The following is a 17,573-nucleotide window of genomic DNA, read 5'->3' as shown; positions in this document are numbered from 1 at the left end:
CTCCTGACGTGCGGCTTGAATAAAGTATATAGAATTCAAGTAAAGGAGGAGAAAAAATGAGTTGTGGCAAAAGAAATGAAGTCGGCGGAGCAGGCGATCATCACCACCACCGTAATTGTGTATGTGAGGTTGTACGTGCGATAAAAGATATCCAGGACAATGCTGTTGATGTTGATTGTCAGCCGTGCTTAACAGATTGTTTTTTAGAGCCGCTTGGGGATCTGGTTGCGCCTTCTAGAAGACGCCGGGCAGATACACGCGTATTTACGCTGAAAACCAAAGATGGGTCACCGTTCCATGCATTTTATAAGGACACTGACTTTAAAGATCATGATTGCATCTCAGTATTTTTCAGAGTTGAATCAATTTTTGATGGATGCTGTGCTACACTTCGGGTACTTGAGCCGAGAGACCATGATGGCAAAGAAGTTGACCTTCTGAACGAATGCGGTACTAAAATTAAGCTGAGCAAGCTTTGTAAAGTAGTTGATTTTGATTCTACTGACAGCTGTGTAACTGTTGACCTGAGCTGCTTCTGTGCGGTTCAGTGTATTAAAGACGTAAACCTTGGGATTTGTGACTAATTAGGGTTTCTCCCTGATCTTTCTCTGCAAAAAGACATCCTGATTACAGGATGTCTTTTTAGCATGCGGAATTAAGTTTTAATAAATCGTAATGTCATTCAGTTCGTTTGTGCTTATACTGACACCTTCACCTTTAAGTGTTTTGACTATAACACTGTTTTGATCCTGATTTGATAGCACACCATAAATTTCACTGCCATCATCTTTTAGAAAACGGCACTGAAATGGGGCTCTCCTTCCTTCAAAAGCCCCAAGGTATTCCAGTTTTTCAGAAAGATTCATTTTTTTAAATGGCTTAAGTTCTTTAAAGGTAAATTTTTCTTTCTCACGTTCAACTTCAATCGGTGGAGGTTTTTCAATGGCAGTTTCTTCTACATACCCAAGTGGGGCTACTTTTGCTTTTTTAACAGGTGTTTTTTCATGAACTGACGGGGCCTGATAGTAGTGCTGCATGACAGGCTTAATTTCAGGAAACTCCGGCTGGTTGACATAAAGAAGCGGACGCCCCTTTTTGTGCAATACCTCACTCCCTTTAACGGTTAGTGATTCATTATATGTACGATGTATGAGTAGTATTCAACATTATGAGTTGGCGTTGTGTTTTGAAGGTTCGACGGGAAATAGTGAATGTTCAATGGGAAATAACCGGTTTTCGGCTTATAAAATCTGAGGTTCGCGACTTAGATGCGTTTATCGACGCAAAACCCATCATGTTCACCACTTAGGGTCATTTCCCCTATGCCGATGCTAAGCCAACCCTCTTGAGACAGCAAAAAAAGCTTATCAGCAAATGCCGATAAGCCTTTTGATTAACCTACAATATGATAACCCGAATCTACGTGAAGGTTTTCTCCAGTCATTCCGCGTGAATAGTCACTGAATAAGAATGCTGCAGTATCGCCCACTTCTTCAGGCGTGGTATTTCGTTTTAGAGGTGCTTTCTCTTCAATTTCTTTTAAAATTGAGTTAAAGTCATTAATTCCTTTAGCTGATAGTGTTCTGATTGGACCTGCTGAAATTGAGTTGACACGGATATTATCTTTACCCAGGTCACCTGCAAGATATCGGACACTTGCTTCAAGTGAAGCTTTAGCTACACCCATTACGTTGTAATTAGGTAGGATGCGCTCTCCACCAAGGTAAGTCAGTGTCACAATACTTCCGCTTTCTGTCATTAGCGGACGTGCTTCTTTCGCAACAGCAGTCAGTGAATACGAGCTGATGTTATGTGCAAGAAGGAAATTATCACGGTTCGTATTTGTATACTCACCCTGCAGATCTTCTTTGACAGCGAATGCAATGCAGTGTGCAAATCCGTGGATTGTACCGACATTTTCTTTAATCGTTTTAAAGCATGATTTGATTTCCTCATCATTTGTGATATCACATGGCAAAATCAATTCATGATTACCCTTTAATGTGCGGACAAGGTCACGCACAGGTTTTTCAAAGCGTTCTCCTGCATATGTAAAAACTAAATTTGCGCCGGCTTCATCAAGTGATCTTGCAATCCCCCAGGCAATACTTCTTTTGTTGGCAACACCCATTACAACAATTGTTTTTCCTTCTAATGATAAGCTCATTTTGTCCTCCTTGTTTAGAACAAGTTATTAGTACCTGATACTAACTTAACACATTTAAATGAATGGAGGCAATGTTTATCTAACTTACAGAAAAGAAGAGAGCTGGATTTGCCCGACTCTCTTTAACTGGTTCGCTGAGCTTCAGGCGGATGCTTTCTGCGGGCATGCGGTGAGCCCCTTTTCCGCCACTGGCGTCGCCGCCTTACGCTCCCTCCGCTCACCTCTACTTCCATTTAGTACCTAATTAATATGTTATTAAGAAACTAACATCATTTAAATACTAAATTAAAGATAACTCATAAACGTTGTAGCGATTCCAAAGTAAATCAAAATACTGATAATATCGTTAATCGTTGTGATAAACGGGCCTGATGCTACGGCCGGGTCAATGTTGAACCTGTGCATAACAAGCGGCACGAGTGACCCTGCAAGTGTTGCAACGATCAATGATGCAAAGATCGAGAAGCCAACCAGAAGTCCAAGGAAAAATGAACCCTGCCAGACATATACGATCCCTGTAACCAGAATACCGCAGACTGTACCGGTGATCAGACCTGTACCTGCTTCTCTCATAATAAGTTTCATCTTACTCTCATCTTTTATATCACCTGTAGCAATACTTCTGACTGCGACAGCAAGTGCCTGTGTTCCTGTATTTCCTGCCATCCCTGCTATCAGTGGGATGAATACGGCGAGAATGGCTACCTGTTCAAGCGTATCTTCAAAGCTTCCGATCAGGTTAGCTGTCAGCATACCGAGAAATAATAATGCGATCAGCCATGGCAGACGCTTTCTTGCTGCTCTGATTGGTGTCCGGTCACGTGAATCCATATCTGAGATCCCGGCAAGCTTGGAGTAGTCATCAGAAGCTTCTTCGTCTAAAACATCGATGATATCATCGACAGTGATGATCCCGAGCAAATGCTGCTGGAAATCCACAACCGGCAACGCAAGAAAGTCGTAATCTTTCATCATTCTCGCGACATTTTCCTGATCTTCACTCACTGAAACAGACACAACTCTGTCTGACATAATTTCTTTGATCAATCGGTCCTCTTCTGATGTGATCAAATCTCTGAGTGAAACAACTCCGACAAGCTTTCTGTCTTCATTTATAACGAACGTATAGTAAATCGTTTCAGCATCCGGCGCTTTATTTCTTAGAATGGCCATTGCTGAGCGGACGGTTGAATGTTCAGGAATTGAGATAAATTCCGTGGTCATGATGGAACCGGCAGTATATTCCTCGTAATGAAGAAGGTTTTTTATTTCTTTTGCCGAGTCCTGATCCATTATCGTTAAATAACTGGCTGCCTGATCTTTATTTAATTCATTCAATACGTCTACTGCGTCATCCGTATACATATGTGAAAGTGTATCTGCAGCATACTGGGCATTCATTTCAGCAAAAAGCGGTTCATAATCCTCATCGTCCGCTTCGATATTTTCAATAATTTCTCCCATTTCTTCAGGAGATAGATATTCATAAATTTTCACCCGCTGCCGAGGGTTCAACCTGAAATAAAACTGGGCCCGGTCATAAGGATGCAGATTAAAGTACTCGTCCCTAAACACATCAAACTCATTATTTTCAAGCGATTTTATTAAATAGTCTTCATCAATAACTGTTTCTTTTTCTAGTTCCTGTTCAGCCATTTAATCCACACTCCTTTCTTTCTGGCAAAGCAGCCGTTAAGTGTTATTTACGTCTGACAGATGGTACACTGAGAAATAATCGGATATAAATAAGCACACTTTATATAGATATCGCTTTTTATTAAAAAAATCAATGGTTTTTACCCTTAAGGAGGCAGACATGCAAATAGATATTATTGGTGATATTCATGGTTGTCATGATGAGTGGGTTTCTTTAACGAAAAAGCTTGGCTATTCCTGGGAAACCGGTTTGCCTGTCCATCCCGGAGGCAGGCATCTCGCATTTGTCGGTGACCTGACAGATCGAGGTCCTGATTCAGTGCAGGTTATTAGAGATGTTTTCTGTGTGGTAAAAGAACATCATGCTTTTTATGTACCCGGGAATCACTGTAATAAGCTTTACCGCTATCTTAAAGGGAATAATGTAAAACTGATTCATGGACTTGAGACCACTGCCGCTGAGCTTGAGCGGCTTTCTGAAAAAGATAGAAAAGAAGTCACTGAACAATTTTTAACACTATATGAAGAAGCACCACTGTATCATGTGCTCGATCATAAGCGGCTGGTGATTGCACATGCCGGCATCAGAGAGGAAGATATCGGCCAGTTCAATAAACGTGTAGCTGTTTTTGTACTGTATGGTGATATTACCGGAGAGAAAAATGAAAAAGGCCTGCCTGTCAGAAAAGACTGGGCAAGGCATTATAAAGGTAAACCCTGGGTTGTTTACGGTCATACACCTGTTCATGAGGCAAGGTTTAAAAATCGCACTGTTAATATTGATACCGGGGCTGTATTCGGTAACAAGCTGACCGCTCTCAGATATCCTGAAATGGAAATCATCTCTGTTCAATCGTCAAAGACTTATAATCCTGAAAAGTTCAGGGATGATGAGCTGATATAAAATTTAACCTTTTATGTTAACTTTCTTCATCAGTCCTACTATATCAGCTGGCAAGGGCGAGTTTATTTCAAGGTTTCCCCCGGTAACCGGATGAGCCAGTGTCAGCTTTTTACAGTGCAGGGCCTGTCTTCCTATTAAGTCACACTTTCCACCATACAAATCATCACCTGCAAGCGGATGACCAAGCCAGGACGCGTGGACCCTGATCTGATGAGTTCTGCCTGTTTCCAATTTGAAAGATAACATTGTATGCCGGTCACCTGCAGACAGTTTTTTAAAGTGAGTCACTGCACGTCTGCCTCCGCTGTCCACCATTCTTGTAATGATACTGCCCGGTTCACGTGCAATCGGCTGATCGATTGTACCCGAGTCTTGTAAAACCGTCCCCTCAGCAATTGCAATATATTCTCTATTCACCAGATTTGACTGCTGCATCTCACTGAGCAGGTGATGAATGTGCGCATACTTGGCAGCAAGCACGACCCCTGACGTATCTTTGTCGAGCCTGGTGACAATATGAATCCCAGCTGCGATCCCCTGCCCGTCATAATAGCCTGCCAGCGCATTTGCAAGTGAGCCGGTCTGAGCATCACGCGAAGGTATTGTATTCATGCCAGCCGGCTTAAAGACGGCCAGCAGCCAGTCGTCTTCATATAATACTTCCAGGTTCAGATCTTCAGGGATTAAGGAGTCGCTTCTGGTCTCCGGCGGAAAATAAATTTTCACCTGATCCCCCGTCTGACATCTCCTTCTCACTGTTACTTCTTCACCGTTTAAGAAGATTCCGCCACCATCATATTTAATAGCTGTCAGACCCCTTTTTGAAATACCTTTAAGTCCTACATATTCACGCAGCAGTAAGTTATGTTCTTCTGCTCCTACTATCCACTCCATCATTAAACGTTTATCCATCAATGAACGAGTCATGTACTCTTTTCCAGAATGGGAATGGTCTGAACCTTGCGAACCTGATTTTTTCATCAGCGACACGATACTGGATAGATTTCACATCTTTATGAACGAGTGTCAAATGATCAATTGTAATCATGAAGTCAGAACGGTTCACCGGTTTTAACATACACGTATGATGTGCCGGCATAATGAGTGGAGAGCCGACTGTTCTGAAAACCCTGTTGTTAATGGATGCCATTTCAGCTAATTGAATTGAAGGCAACGATGGATGGATAATTGCACCGCCGAGCGCTTTATTATAGGCAGTGGACCCTGAAGGTGTAGATAGACAAAGCCCGTCCCCTCTGAATACTTCAAAGTGCTGACCTCTGATTTCAACGTCCATGACGAGCGTGCCGTCCACACTTTTAACAGTAGATTCATTCAATGCGAGGTAGCGTGTTTCACGTCCTCCATTTTTATAGCGGATAATCGCTTCCATCAAAGGGTATTCAATAATTTGATAAGGTGTTTTTGCAATTGCAATCACAAGTTTTTCTATTTCATCAGGCACCCAGTCAGCATAGAAGCCGAGGTGACCAGTATGTACACCGACAAAAGCTGTTTTGGACAGACGGGAGCTGTACCGGTGGAAAGCGTAAAGCAGTGTACCGTCTCCACCGACCGATATTACGATTTCAGGTTCCTTTTCATCGTATTCGAGATTAAAATCCTTCAAGTAAGTGCGCATCTTATGCATCAGTGCATTTGATTTTGCGTCACCTTTAGATGTGATAGCAAATTTCATCGTGTCTCTCCTCCATTCCATTCATTTTTCCGGTGATCCTTGTGCTGGTTCTCTTTCTTTTTCTGAAAGAAAGCCTGCGCTTCCTGTATTTCTTCTCTGATCTCAGACATTTCTTCATCAAGTCTGAAAGCCGCTTCAGCAGCACGCTGGAGTCTGTTTTGGATATCTTCAGGGAATTGCCCCTGGTATTTATAATTTAATGAATGCTCAATTGTCGCCCAGAAATTCATGGCAAGCGTTCTGATCTGAATCTCAGCAAGAATTTTTCTTTCACCATTAATCGTCTGCACGGGGTATTCAATGACAACATGATAGGATCTGTATCCACTTGATTTCTTGTGCGAAATATAATCCTTTTCCTCAACAATCATAAAATCCTTACGCTGTCTCAGCAGTTTAACCACTTTTTCAATGTCATCTACAAACTGACACATCATTCTTAGCCCTGCGATATCCTGAATCTGATAGGCAAGCTGGTTAAATTCATGCTCTGAAATCTCTTTTTCCCTTGCTTTATCTAAGATGCTTGCAATGGGCTTTACCCTTCCTGTTACAAATTCAATCGGGGAATGAGTTTGTTCAAGTTGAAATTGTGTGCGCATCCCTTTTAATTTAATTTTCAATTCATCTACAGCCTGTTTATAAGGCTCAAGAAATGTTTCCCATTTCATCAGCATCACCCCGTAAGTTTGTCTAACTCAGGTTTTTCCAGTCCAATAGTTGCCTTTACATTTTATCACAGAGCCCCGCCGCTTTCACCTTCCCATTGAATTTTCAATAGAAACACTCCATAATGTGAGTATTAACGAAAAGGGGCGTTTACTGTGCAGGAGCTCGAAATAGAATTTAAAAATCTGCTAACTAAAAACGAATATATAAAGCTTTATCAGGATTTTGAAATGGAGGAACCGGTTCAGCAGGTCAATCATTATTTTGATACCCCTCTTTTTCATCTGAAAGATGCTCATTCCGCATTGAGAATCCGTGAAAAATCAGGAAAGCTAACACTCACGCTGAAACAACCTGTAGAAGAAGGTTTACTTGAAACCCATCAGTCAATTTCGAGACTAGATACCGAGGACATGCTCTCAGGCGGCGGTCTGATCGGAGGAGAAATTGCTGAACTACTAAAGCTGATGAATATAGCGCCACAGGATATTGTGCACTTTGGATCACTTGAGACAAGCCGGACTGAAAAGGAATATAAAGGCGGTTTACTCGTGCTTGATCACAGCACTTACCTTGGACACGAGGATTACGAACTGGAATATGAAGTACCTTCTTATGCTGAAGGAAAAGAAAATTTCCTGTCATTACTAACGTCCTACAAAATTCCGGTAAGAGATACCGATAATAAAATTAAACGGTTTTATAAAGCACGCTTTAAGTAAAAGGAGGAGAACCATGAATATTGACTCGATCAATCAGCTGATGCAAATGCGGGCAATGCGTACACTCGGATCAGAGAACCCGGAGACAAGTGCCCAAAACTTTTTTCAGCTGATGCAGCAGAGTATGAATGTGAATCCAAATCAGCTCGGATCTGTAGCAAGTCTTGTGGAACAGCATCAATTGCAAAATGCCATGCCGCTTCAGTCCCCAACGACCCAATTACCGATTCAATCTCCTATTGAAACGACAGCTCAGGCCGCTTCATCACGGTCAAAGCCGCTCGACCAGATCATTAAAACCGCTTCCGAGAAGTATCAGGTACCTGAAAAGCTTGTAAGATCAGTCATTCAGCATGAATCCAATTTTAACCCTGATGCTGTCAGCCATGCAGGTGCTTCCGGATTAATGCAGCTGATGCCGGGTACTGCAAAATGGCTTGGCGTTAAAAACATTTTTGATCCTGTAGAAAACGTAAATGGCGGAGTTAAATATCTGAGGGATATGCTGAACAAATACAACCAGGATCCAAAGCTCGCACTTGCTGCATACAATGCAGGACCCGGCAATGTAGATAAATATAACGGGATTCCACCATTTAAGGAAACAACCAATTACGTGAGAAAAGTAATGGATACTTATTTATCTTAAAACGTCTGTTTTCAGGCGTTTTTAATTTGTCCTCAAGCGAACTATTTGAGAAAAGAATGGTCGGTTGCTACAATAGTTATACATTCGAACTACGGGCGTAAAGGGGTTTTTTCATGACTGAACAGAATAGAACACCATACGAATATATTGGTGAAGCTAAACTAACTGAACTCATTAACGCTTTTTATACCAGAGTTGGCAATCATCCTGAACTTAAATCAATCTTTCCTGATGACCTTACTGAAACTGCAAGAAAACAAAAACAGTTTTTGACACAGTATCTCGGAGGACCTCAGCTTTATACTGAAGAACACGGTCATCCAATGCTAAGAGCCAGACACCTGCCTCATGTGATTACACCATCCCGGGCCAATGCATGGCTAAGCTGTATGAATGATGCCATGGATGAAACCGGTCTGGAGGGAGAGTTCAGAGACGCATTGTATTACCGCCTTGCGATGACAGCAAAGCATATGGTCAATACGCCTGAACATGAGGGTGATCAATGGTGAGTGCGAAAAAATGGACAGACGCAAGCTGGTATAATCAAGACCAAAAGCCTTTGGAAATTTATTTATTCATAGATCCACTCAGTTCAGATTGTTGGGCGCTTGAACCAAAAATCAAAAAGCTTTTATTGGAATACGAACCATATGTAAGAATCAAGCATATCCTAAGCAGCAGTCTGGATACACTAAATTGCCAGACTGAAAAACAGCGCAAAGAAATCGCAAAATCCTGGAATGAAACAGCTAAAAAATCCGGAATGCCCTGCAATGGTAACCAATGGCTGAAAAACCCTGTAGAATCTCCTTTCCTGGCATCAGTTGCTGTGAAGGCTGCGGAAATGCAGGGGAAAAAAGCAGGCAGCAGATTTTTAAGATCCATTCAGGAACAGCTGTTTGTTGAGCAGAAAAATATTTCAGATTATGATGTACTACTGAAGTGTGCAGAGCAGTCACGACTGGATCTTGATGAATTCACTCATGATATGCACTCAGCGACTGCATCTAAAGCATTTCAATGTGATGTAAAGATCGCAAGTGAAATGGAGGTCCACAGCACACCCACTTTAGTATTCTTTAATGAAAATATTGAGGATGAAGGCATTAAAGTAGACGGTTTATACCCATACGAAATTTATTCTCAGGTTGTTGAACAGATGCTTGAAGATAAGCCTGTTAAAAAGGAATTACCATCTGTTGAAGAGTTTTTAATGAGATTCAAAATTGCTGCGACAGTTGAAGTAGCTGAAGTTTATGATATTTCGATAAAAGAAGCTGAAAAAAAGCTGAAGAAACTGATGTTTACGAATAAGATTGAGAAAATCGAAGCAGTAAATGGTACGTTTTGGCGTTATATTTTTTAATTTTGCATAACGAAAAGGCCCTCACAAATGTGAGGGCCTTTTCTTACGAACAAAGGGGATGGGAGAAATTTTTCACGGTCAAACAAAGGGGTATATGTTTGTATGTGATCAATTTCACACCATTATCTTATCATGTATTTACAAGTGTGACAAGTCAATCGGTTTTAAATTTGCAGGATGTTCATATATTTATTAGCAGGAGGCGCCTGTTATGAAGTTATTCAGATACATTCTGCTGATTGTCCTTATTCCTTCAGCTTTCATTTATCATCTGTTTGCATTGCTGGAGATCTATTCCGTTACGCTCTCATCACTATTTTTGTTCTCTGCTATTACTTTGTTCTTATGGACATTTTACCAGCCGAGGCGGTTTAAGAGGTAGTTTATGTGAGATGAAAAAGCCTGAGACAGAGGTGTCTCAGGCTTCAGTAATAATTTTAAATGTAATTAGAAACTCATCACTCGAATTAATTCAAACGGTCGAGCAGTGCTTCCATTTCGTTCAGCTTTTCTTCGAACACCTTACACGCTTCCTCGATCGGCTGAGCAGTTGTCATATCGACTCCTGCTTTTTTAAGTACTTCGATTGGATAATCAGAGCTTCCTGCTTTTAAAAATTCATTAATATATTTCTCTACAGCAGGCTCCCCTTCATCCAGAATCTTTTTGCTCAGCGCAGTTGCAGCACTATAGCCGGTCGCATACTGATATACATAATAATTATAGTAGAAGTGTGGAATTCTCGCCCATTCAAGACCAATTTCCTCATCTACAATCAGGTCGTCCCCAAAGTATTTCTTATTCAGCTCGTAATATTCCTTTGTGAGCGTGTCAGCGGTCAGCGCTTCCCCGTCCTGGGCCATCTGATGAATTTTATGCTCAAATTCAGCAAACATCGTCTGTCTGAAGACAGTTCCTCTGAAACCTTCCAGGAAATGATTCAAGATGTATAAACGCTTCTTCTCATCTTCAATTGTCGCAAGCAGGTGGTCATTTAATAGTGCCTCATTGCATGTAGACGCCACTTCAGCTACAAAAATTGAGTATCCGCTATCATGATATGGCTGATTTGATCTTGAATAATAGCTGTGAACACTGTGACCAAACTCGTGCGCCAATGTGAACAGGTTATTCACGTTATCCTGCCAGTTCATCAGGATATAAGGATTAGTGCCGAATGCACCTGAAGAATAAGCGCCACTTCGTTTTCCTTTGTTCTCTTCTACATCAACCCATCTGCTTGAAAGGCCTTCTTTCACTACATTCAGGTATTCATCACCGAGCGGCTTCAAACCATCTGTCATCAGCTGCTTCGCTTCATCATAAGGCACCTTCATTGCAGCATCCTTTACAAGTGGCGTATAAAGATCATACATATGAAGCTCATCAAGGCCAAGCACCTTTTTACGCAGTTTCACGTAGCGGTGAAGCAGATGAAGGTTTTTATTAATCGTACCTGTCAGATTTTCGTATACATCCTCAGGTATGCTGTTGTTTGAAAGAGCAGCATGTCTTGCAGAACGATACTTTCTGATTCTTGCGTTAAAGTTATCTTTTTTCACCTGTCCGCCAAGTGTTGAAGCAAATGTATTGCGGAATTTCCCATACGTCTCATATACTGCTTTAAATGCATCACGTCTGACACGCTGATCTCCGCTCTCAAGAAAGTTAATAAATCTGCCGTGTGTGACCTCTACCTCTTCCCCGTTTTCATCTTTAATTGTCGGGAAAGTCAGGTCCGCATTATTTAATGTACCAAATGTATTAGCAGATCCATTTAATACTTCTGATGCTTCTGCCATCAACCCTTCCATTTCAGCTGTCAGAACATGGGGGCGTTGAGCATTCAATACTTCTAATGAGTGTCTGTACGTTTCAAGCTCAGACTTTTCCTGAAGAAACTGGTGAATTTTCTCTTCTTCAATCGATAAGATCTCAGGAAGCATGAATGCAAATGCACTGCTCACCTGGGAAACGAGATTTTTTGCGCGGTCATCCATCCCCTGATAGGTTGAATTGCCTGTATCCTGATCATGACGCATATGTGAATATGTATAAAGTCTTTCAAGACGCTCCATCACTGCGTCCTGAAACTTAAGCGCTTCATAGAAAGAATCTGCACTGTTTCCAAGGGTTCCCTGGATATTTTCAGCTTTTTTAGACTCCTCAAGCACTTCTTTATACTCTTTATGCCACTCTTCATCTGTTGCAAAGATCGCTTCAAGGTTCCAGGTCAATTCTTCAGGTACTTCGTTTCTTTCTTTTAATTTCTTTACTGCTTGACTAGACATATTGCTCCCCCTATCATTTCATTACTCGAACTTTCTTTATTTTCTCTCTTTTTAAATCAAGTTGCAACTATCTTCTATTATATTCCTGTATGATGACTTTTTTCATTTGATGATGGAAGTTATTCAGGTGATATGATCTGTTTTGAGCATTTATTTGCTGAGATGCTATTGTTTCGTCTAATACATACCCAGATCTGTTTTTCTCAATAATCTCACATTGTGATAATACATTTATGAGCTCTTCAACAGCCTCAGTATAAATATGTTCAGGTAATGGCTCTAATATGGATCTTACATGCAAAACTCTCCAATGGATGAGCTGCTTCAGTTCACTTATTAACTGCTGTTTATAAAACACTTTCTCTTTTTTCATTATTACATAAAGGTGTATCTGCCATTCCATCGGTGAACATGAGAAAATCATGTTGTTTTTTAACATAAGTCCGATCCACGGCGGCGCTTCAAACAGGGGCAGATTTGTCTCATAGAGTTTTCGCATCAGAGGATCTCTGACACTTCTGCGATATTTCAATAAATTCAGGAGCCACTTCTCATTCATTTTCAAGTGGACTGCGTAAAGCTTGTCAGTCATATGAAATCGTTTAATTGGAAACGAGGGGAAATTGATTGTATTTTGTAGAATAACGTTGTAACTGGTTAGAAAGAGCGTTTTACTCAGCGGGGTTAAATGGTTATAAATTGTAAATGATTGTGATACAGGGGAATAAGTCAGAAGATAGTATTGACCGGTAGCGGGTGAGTACCTAATGAATTGCTGGTGGAAAGAACTCAGCTTTACCATAGAGGCTTTCTGTATAAACTCTGAGGGTAATATCCAGAATGGGATGATACCAATTTTACGGTAATCGGCAGACCTTAATTGCAGTATATCTGCAGAAATTGGTGAGCACTGCACCTCAATGGCAAATTCGGCTTTTGAATATTGCACACTAATATCAGTCCTTCTTTTAATTTGAGGATAGTTTTTTTCAAGCTCTGTAAATAAGGACTGCTGGGAAAACCAGTGATTTAAAGCGGTTTTCGCATGAAGGTGAAAAACTGATTCATTTTCTGAGAAACCGCTGCAGGCTGCTTTTGACTTATGTGCAAAGTGTGGCATTACTTTTTCGCCGGATTTTATGATCACTGAAGATTTACAGGACGGACATATAAGTGGTTGAGTTCTCAGATGAGTAATCAAAGGGCTGTTATGTCTTGCGAGGTATAGTGAAATAGGTTTGCCAAGCGGGGTTTCTGCTATCAGCATAGTCTCTCTCCTTTTTTAACGATGAAAAAACTGTACTGACGCTTTAAAAAAGCGAACAGTACAGTAAAACTCTTAGTTGAAATATTCAACAATCTGTTTGAATACCTGATCCTTCATAATCACTTTTCCATACTCCTCAAGGCGGTGTACGGTAACATTTGATTCTTTACCATACTCATACAAAAGACTTGAGATATTTTCAAAGTCATCTTCTTCAAACTGGTTTTCAGGAAATTCAATATACATAAAATAGTGGTTTTCATAAGAGAACAGCTTTGTGATTAAGCGATCTTCTGTTTCAAATCTTTTTGACAGCGCAATAACATCCTCGAAATCCTGAAAACGCATGACAAGCTTCATTTCCATTTCTTCCTGCTGCTCATCTTCCATATCAAAATGCTGATCAAGATAATCCTCAATCTGATTGGAAAGACCGGCGCTGTTTTTATCATCCTGCATCGGCAATTCAAATTTCTGCCCATCCTTTGTTACTTGTGCTTTTGTAACAAGGATTTCAAGACCTTTTTCAAGAGCCTGTACCTGGATCCAAAGCGGACCTTCTACAGTGAAATCTTCTTCCTGATGAACCTCATCCATCATTTCCCAGAAGAGCTCTTCGCTTTTATCTCGGTTATACCAGATTTCTTCTCTGTCAAATCCTCTGTCTTCTATATCTCCATAAGAAATATAAAATTTTACAGTGTGATCATTAATGCGTTCAATTTCCATCTTTCAACTCTCCCTTCCTATGTGTTGGATGAAGGGAATCTCCCCCCTAGTCATAGGTAATACAATCGGACTCAAAGAATAGGGTGATCTTTCTACTCTTATATTGTATGATAATTCTGCCATAAAGGGAAATTATATGGCGTCTAATTATTATAAGGATTGTCATTTGAGTGTAGACTATTACGTCAATTATTTCAAGCAGTGAAGCTTATAGAAGTTAAAACTTTAAACCGCTGTCATTGAGGCTGATTAACTGACCGGCAAACTCATTTTTAACTGTGGAATTGACTGGCAAGCTGCTTAAGAGAGCTTGAAATAAGCACACATTTATACAAAAAGACTTGTCCTATTGCGAAAATGGGACAAGTCTTTTTTATTAACTATTAATGAAAATTAATTTACCATTTTTTGCGCTTCAAGAAGCTGGAATGTACGCACTTTTCTAGGCAGGAATCTGCGGATTTCATCTTCATTATATCCAACCTGAAGACGCTTTTCGTCCATAATAATTGGACGTCTGAGTAATCCTGGATTTTCCTGGATCAGTTCGAATAGATCCTGCAGTGGCAGAGATTCTAAGTCGACATTAAGCTTTTGAAAGATTTTAGATCTTGTAGAGATGATCTCATCAGTTCCATCTTCAGTCATTCGAAGCACTTCTTTGATTTCCTCAATACTTAACGGTTCAGAGAAGATATTTCTTTCTGTATATGGAATCTCATGTTCTTCCAACCAGGCTTTAGCTTTCCTGCACGATGTACAGCTAGGTGAAGTGAACAACGTTACCATGAACCATTCACACTCCCTCGAATTTAAAAATTTTTATCCTTCAATATCTTAAACGATCAATTCCTAGATTAAAATCGTTTTAAAAAGATATCTTGAATTCATTATACACAAATAAGTATGTTTTGAATAGGCTCTTAACGAAATTGTCATATATATGTGATGAAAACTTATATATTTCAACCTTATTATAGTTATTCCCACATATCAATAAGTTAAACATCTGTTTAGCAATTCGTTCTATACATTCTCATTTAAAATATTTTAATTGAAAATATCAGATCTCTTTCAGCACATCTTCTGCATTTTCACGGTCTTTTTTAAGCACCTGATCAACCGGTTCGTACTCATCACCGTAAAAAGTTTTATCTTTATACGTGTGGATATCCTCATACGTTTTCTTCATTGCTTCATAAATAACTTCTTCACTCTCATCACCGGGAGCCCAATACAAAATCTCCATTGTATTTACTTCATTTGTAGCAAGCGATCTCCGGTTATAACCAATTGAAGTTGCATGCTGGAATCCTGCCCGTTTATAAAAACGGAGGCGCTTTTCCGTATCTGTATCTTCATAATCAACCGGTTCCACTTCAAGAATGATCGGTTTATTTTTATCCTTCAATTGTTGAATCAGTTTGCCACCAAGACCTTCACCTCTTGCAGCACCTGAAACGAATAAATAATCGATAAAGATAAAGTCTTTTGTCTCCACAAACATGAGCACATGCTTTTCACTTTCATCTTTATGATAAATATCACTTCTTTCTTTTAAAAGCGTTTCCATATGTTCACGTGATTTCATTTCCTCTACTGGAAAATAATCTTTCAGTTTTTCATACCAGTGCATAGTAGATCCCCTTTCAGATCATGAAGATTTGAGTTGAGTATCGTGAGGTTATATAATGAGGTTTAATAACTTTTATACTTTTCCCTATTTTGAAATCTTTAAACCATTTTCCATAAATAAATTTAAAAAGCCGGCACTAAATAAGCGTGCCGGCTTCTAAGCTGTAACTCCTGGTGTTATGGCAAGTAGTCTACTCCACCTGTATATGTGTTACCTGCATTCCATAAAAGGAATTCGTTAATTCCATTGTCATAAAGTGCATCAATTTGAGCTTTAACTTCATTTGGCCCGTACACAAGATAATTCCCCGCACCAAGATATGATGCAGTGAAATCCTGAATCCATGGTCTCGATACAGGAGGATTCTCAAGTTCAGCAAGTTTTGCATTTTCGACCTTCGCGTACTCTGAAATCAGGTTGTAAGGCTCTAAGTCCGGCTTATCAATACCGAAATAAGATGTCCAATGACTTGGATAAATCATTGATGAAATCACATCAACATGCTCAGAAATACGGTTAAAGTTCTGACCGATACCCGGTGCTTCAGGTAACGTTGCAGAGTATCCGAAGATATCCACGGAAACATCTACATCATAAGGCTCCAGCTGATCTGAAGCATATTCTACAAAATCAGTTACAGCATCGACTCTTTCATTTGTGTCGTCACTGCCATCATCCACGTAATCACCAGTACCATATTCTAATACATCATCACGGGTTTCAAAGCCTTCAGGAAATCTGACATAATCAAATTGAATTTCCTTGAATCCCATTTTTGCTGCTTCAATTGCAATGTCCACATTGTAATCCCATACCTCTTTCATAAACGGGTTAACAAAAGATTCTCCCCGTCCATTCGCCCATACCTGCCCATTTTCCTGGAATGAAAGATCAGGTCTTTTTTCAGCTAACACTGAATCTTTAAATACAACGACACGTGCAATCGGATAAACTTCATGTTCCTCGAGCGTCTCAAGCATTTCACGCATATCTTTTATGTACGGCTGACCGATTTCTGTAAAAGCTGAATCTTCTTCAGGCGTATATGTTAAATAACCGTGATCTTCTTTCACGTCAATGACCATTGCATTTAAATCTGTGTTATCCATTAAATCCAGTAGCGTTTCGAATCTCTCTCCACCGGCTGAATGCCCAGTCACGTAAATTCCTCTTACCGCATCCGGATATTCGAAAGATAATCCTGAGTCATAAACGAATCTTGGCATTGATTCCGGGAAACCCTTTTGCATTTCAATAAATTCTCTTATTTGATGCTCTTCGTGTTGTGTTTCTGCGTTTGCGTCAGTGCTGAAAACTGTAATAGCTAAAAGTGCAGCGCTTGCAGAAGTTGCGATGTATTTCAATGACACGTATACCTCTCCTACCAACTCATTTTTATGTACCTTATAATTCTAACAAGTAATAATCGTAAAAGAAACGTCATATTGAATTATTTTGTTAAAAATTTCTGAAATGACATATTTTTTTCTAATTTTCCTGTGAAACTGAAAAATCATTGATTCCTTTTTGCTATCTGGCTTATAATAATAAAAGGACCTTATATATTACAGGCAATGATAAAGAGTAGTAGCTGTTGAGTTAAATTCCAGAGAGTCTGCGGTTGGTGCAAGCAGATATTTAAACTTCAGTGAATGGACTTTTGAGCTCTGATCGTCAAAAGCGATTAGCGTACCGCTCTGCGTTATGAGCTTTAAGTGGCAGTATTCAACTGCAATAAGGGTGGCACCGCGGAAAATCCGTCCCTTCCTATTAACATCGATTAATAGGAAGGGACGGATTTTTTGTGTGTCTAAT

At 40.0% G+C, this 17,573-nt stretch carries 19 protein-coding genes and 1 other annotated feature; of the genes, 7 read left to right on the top strand and 12 right to left on the bottom strand.

The genetic code is table 11. From position 1 onward, the window contains the following. Window positions 1-56 precede the first annotated feature (56 nt). On the top strand, window positions 57-584 hold the full coding sequence (locus tag LG330_RS07525; RefSeq protein ID WP_404408733.1) for a CotY/CotZ family spore coat protein: 528 nt from the start codon (window positions 57-59) through the stop codon (window positions 582-584). 78 nt (window positions 585-662) lie between these two features. On the opposite strand, the gene LG330_RS07520 is transcribed toward LG330_RS07525, so the two are convergent. From LG330_RS07520 to mgtE, 3 genes are all read right to left on the bottom strand, one after another. Then, window positions 663-1,103, bottom strand: a complete 441-nt coding sequence (locus tag LG330_RS07520; RefSeq protein ID WP_404408731.1) for a hypothetical protein — start codon at window positions 1,101-1,103, stop codon at window positions 663-665. Between the two features lie 290 nt (window positions 1,104-1,393). Continuing rightward, entirely contained in the window at window positions 1,394-2,167 is a 774-nt protein-coding gene (gene fabI, locus LG330_RS07515; protein WP_404408729.1) for an enoyl-ACP reductase FabI, read from the bottom strand. Between the two features lie 285 nt (window positions 2,168-2,452). After that, window positions 2,453-3,823 (bottom strand): magnesium transporter, encoded by a 1,371-nt coding sequence (gene mgtE, locus LG330_RS07510; protein ID WP_404408727.1) that lies wholly within the window; start codon window positions 3,821-3,823, stop codon window positions 2,453-2,455. A gap of 160 nt (window positions 3,824-3,983) precedes the next feature. Between mgtE and prpE the strand changes: the two genes are divergently transcribed. Continuing rightward, the gene (gene prpE, locus LG330_RS07505) at window positions 3,984-4,727 is read left to right on the top strand and encodes a bis(5'-nucleosyl)-tetraphosphatase PrpE (protein WP_404408725.1); all 744 of its coding nucleotides are present in this window, start codon (window positions 3,984-3,986) and stop codon (window positions 4,725-4,727) included. A gap of 3 nt (window positions 4,728-4,730) precedes the next feature. Here prpE and LG330_RS07500 read toward each other — a convergent pair whose 3' ends face one another. Genes LG330_RS07500 through LG330_RS07490 form a run of 3 tightly spaced genes read right to left on the bottom strand, consistent with a single transcriptional unit; the run spans window position 4,731 to window position 7,100 of the window. Then, complete coding sequence (locus LG330_RS07500) at window positions 4,731-5,654, bottom strand: RluA family pseudouridine synthase (protein ID WP_404408723.1); 924 nt, start codon at window positions 5,652-5,654, stop codon at window positions 4,731-4,733. Then, window positions 5,632-6,426 carry an NAD kinase gene (locus LG330_RS07495; protein WP_039808459.1) on the bottom strand — a complete coding sequence of 265 codons (795 nt, stop codon included), beginning with the start codon at window positions 6,424-6,426 and terminating at the stop codon, window positions 5,632-5,634. Before LG330_RS07495 ends, LG330_RS07500 begins: the two co-directional genes overlap by 23 nt. After that, window positions 6,423-7,100 (bottom strand): GTP pyrophosphokinase family protein, encoded by a 678-nt coding sequence (locus LG330_RS07490; RefSeq protein WP_404409532.1) that lies wholly within the window; start codon window positions 7,098-7,100, stop codon window positions 6,423-6,425. Before LG330_RS07490 ends, LG330_RS07495 begins: the two co-directional genes overlap by 4 nt. A 150-nt stretch (window positions 7,101-7,250) precedes the next feature. Between LG330_RS07490 and LG330_RS07485 the strand changes: the two genes are divergently transcribed. The 5 genes from LG330_RS07485 to LG330_RS07465 all read left to right on the top strand — a co-directional run bounded on the left by LG330_RS07485 (window position 7,251) and on the right by LG330_RS07465 (window position 10,217). Then, window positions 7,251-7,817 carry a CYTH domain-containing protein gene (locus tag LG330_RS07485; RefSeq protein WP_404408720.1) on the top strand — a complete coding sequence of 189 codons (567 nt, stop codon included), beginning with the start codon at window positions 7,251-7,253 and terminating at the stop codon, window positions 7,815-7,817. A 13-nt stretch (window positions 7,818-7,830) separates the two neighbouring features. Further along, window positions 7,831-8,466, top strand: coding sequence for a lytic transglycosylase domain-containing protein (locus LG330_RS07480; RefSeq protein WP_404408718.1), 636 nt, complete (start codon window positions 7,831-7,833; stop codon window positions 8,464-8,466). A 113-nt stretch (window positions 8,467-8,579) separates the two neighbouring features. Beyond that, window positions 8,580-8,978 carry a globin gene (locus tag LG330_RS07475; protein WP_404408716.1) on the top strand — a complete coding sequence of 133 codons (399 nt, stop codon included), beginning with the start codon at window positions 8,580-8,582 and terminating at the stop codon, window positions 8,976-8,978. Beyond that, window positions 8,972-9,835 (top strand): ClpXP adapter SpxH family protein, encoded by an 864-nt coding sequence (locus LG330_RS07470; RefSeq protein WP_404408715.1) that lies wholly within the window; start codon window positions 8,972-8,974, stop codon window positions 9,833-9,835. The genes LG330_RS07475 and LG330_RS07470 overlap by 7 nt, the downstream gene beginning before the upstream one ends. Window positions 9,836-10,046: 211 nt before the next feature. Next, window positions 10,047-10,217, top strand: a complete 171-nt coding sequence (locus tag LG330_RS07465; RefSeq protein ID WP_404408713.1) for a hypothetical protein — start codon at window positions 10,047-10,049, stop codon at window positions 10,215-10,217. Window positions 10,218-10,302: 85 nt separating this feature from the next. On the opposite strand, the gene pepF is transcribed toward LG330_RS07465, so the two are convergent. The 6 genes from pepF to LG330_RS07435 all read right to left on the bottom strand — a co-directional run bounded on the left by pepF (window position 10,303) and on the right by LG330_RS07435 (window position 17,122). Continuing rightward, complete coding sequence (gene pepF, locus LG330_RS07460; RefSeq protein ID WP_404408711.1) at window positions 10,303-12,126, bottom strand: oligoendopeptidase F; 1,824 nt, start codon at window positions 12,124-12,126, stop codon at window positions 10,303-10,305. A 67-nt stretch (window positions 12,127-12,193) separates the two neighbouring features. After that, window positions 12,194-13,393: a competence protein CoiA gene (locus tag LG330_RS07455; RefSeq protein ID WP_404408709.1), complete on the bottom strand. Its 1,200-nt coding sequence runs from the start codon at window positions 13,391-13,393 to the stop codon at window positions 12,194-12,196. Between the two features lie 72 nt (window positions 13,394-13,465). Further along, window positions 13,466-14,122, bottom strand: coding sequence for an adaptor protein MecA (mecA, locus tag LG330_RS07450; RefSeq protein WP_404408707.1), 657 nt, complete (start codon window positions 14,120-14,122; stop codon window positions 13,466-13,468). A 393-nt stretch (window positions 14,123-14,515) separates the two neighbouring features. After that, window positions 14,516-14,911: a transcriptional regulator SpxA gene (spxA, locus tag LG330_RS07445; protein WP_039808451.1), complete on the bottom strand. Its 396-nt coding sequence runs from the start codon at window positions 14,909-14,911 to the stop codon at window positions 14,516-14,518. A 274-nt stretch (window positions 14,912-15,185) separates the two neighbouring features. Beyond that, window positions 15,186-15,758: a GNAT family N-acetyltransferase gene (locus LG330_RS07440; protein WP_404408705.1), complete on the bottom strand. Its 573-nt coding sequence runs from the start codon at window positions 15,756-15,758 to the stop codon at window positions 15,186-15,188. 176 nt (window positions 15,759-15,934) lie between these two features. Further along, window positions 15,935-17,122: a putative glycoside hydrolase gene (locus LG330_RS07435; RefSeq protein WP_404409530.1), complete on the bottom strand. Its 1,188-nt coding sequence runs from the start codon at window positions 17,120-17,122 to the stop codon at window positions 15,935-15,937. Between the two features lie 201 nt (window positions 17,123-17,323). Next, window positions 17,324-17,526 (top strand) — a binding site (T-box leader). Window positions 17,527-17,573: the final 47 nt, after the last annotated feature.

It is taken from the genome of Jeotgalibacillus malaysiensis (assembly GCF_044789845.1).
Classification (GTDB): domain Bacteria; phylum Bacillota; class Bacilli; order Bacillales; family Jeotgalibacillaceae; genus Jeotgalibacillus; species Jeotgalibacillus malaysiensis_A.
The sequence above is the reverse complement of the archived record's forward strand: the minus strand, read 5'-3'. Positions and strand labels throughout refer to the sequence as shown.

Coding starts and splice junctions, on each gene's coding strand:
- LG330_RS07500 (WP_404408723.1), bottom strand. CDS start 5,654: ATGACTCGTTCATTGATGGATAAACGTTTAATGATGGAGTGGATAGTA.
- prpE (WP_404408725.1), top strand. CDS start 3,984: ATGCAAATAGATATTATTGGTGATATTCATGGTTGTCATGATGAGTGG.
- LG330_RS07455 (WP_404408709.1), bottom strand. CDS start 13,393: ATGCTGATAGCAGAAACCCCGCTTGGCAAACCTATTTCACTATACCTC.
- LG330_RS07495 (WP_039808459.1), bottom strand. CDS start 6,426: ATGAAATTTGCTATCACATCTAAAGGTGACGCAAAATCAAATGCACTG.
- LG330_RS07465 (WP_404408713.1), top strand. CDS start 10,047: ATGAAGTTATTCAGATACATTCTGCTGATTGTCCTTATTCCTTCAGCT.
- spxA (WP_039808451.1), bottom strand. CDS start 14,911: ATGGTAACGTTGTTCACTTCACCTAGCTGTACATCGTGCAGGAAAGCT.
- LG330_RS07480 (WP_404408718.1), top strand. CDS start 7,831: ATGAATATTGACTCGATCAATCAGCTGATGCAAATGCGGGCAATGCGT.
- LG330_RS07440 (WP_404408705.1), bottom strand. CDS start 15,758: ATGCACTGGTATGAAAAACTGAAAGATTATTTTCCAGTAGAGGAAATG.
- mgtE (WP_404408727.1), bottom strand. CDS start 3,823: ATGGCTGAACAGGAACTAGAAAAAGAAACAGTTATTGATGAAGACTAT.
- LG330_RS07525 (WP_404408733.1), top strand. CDS start 57: ATGAGTTGTGGCAAAAGAAATGAAGTCGGCGGAGCAGGCGATCATCAC.
- LG330_RS07470 (WP_404408715.1), top strand. CDS start 8,972: ATGGTGAGTGCGAAAAAATGGACAGACGCAAGCTGGTATAATCAAGAC.
- pepF (WP_404408711.1), bottom strand. CDS start 12,126: ATGTCTAGTCAAGCAGTAAAGAAATTAAAAGAAAGAAACGAAGTACCT.
- fabI (WP_404408729.1), bottom strand. CDS start 2,167: ATGAGCTTATCATTAGAAGGAAAAACAATTGTTGTAATGGGTGTTGCC.
- mecA (WP_404408707.1), bottom strand. CDS start 14,122: ATGGAAATTGAACGCATTAATGATCACACTGTAAAATTTTATATTTCT.
- LG330_RS07475 (WP_404408716.1), top strand. CDS start 8,580: ATGACTGAACAGAATAGAACACCATACGAATATATTGGTGAAGCTAAA.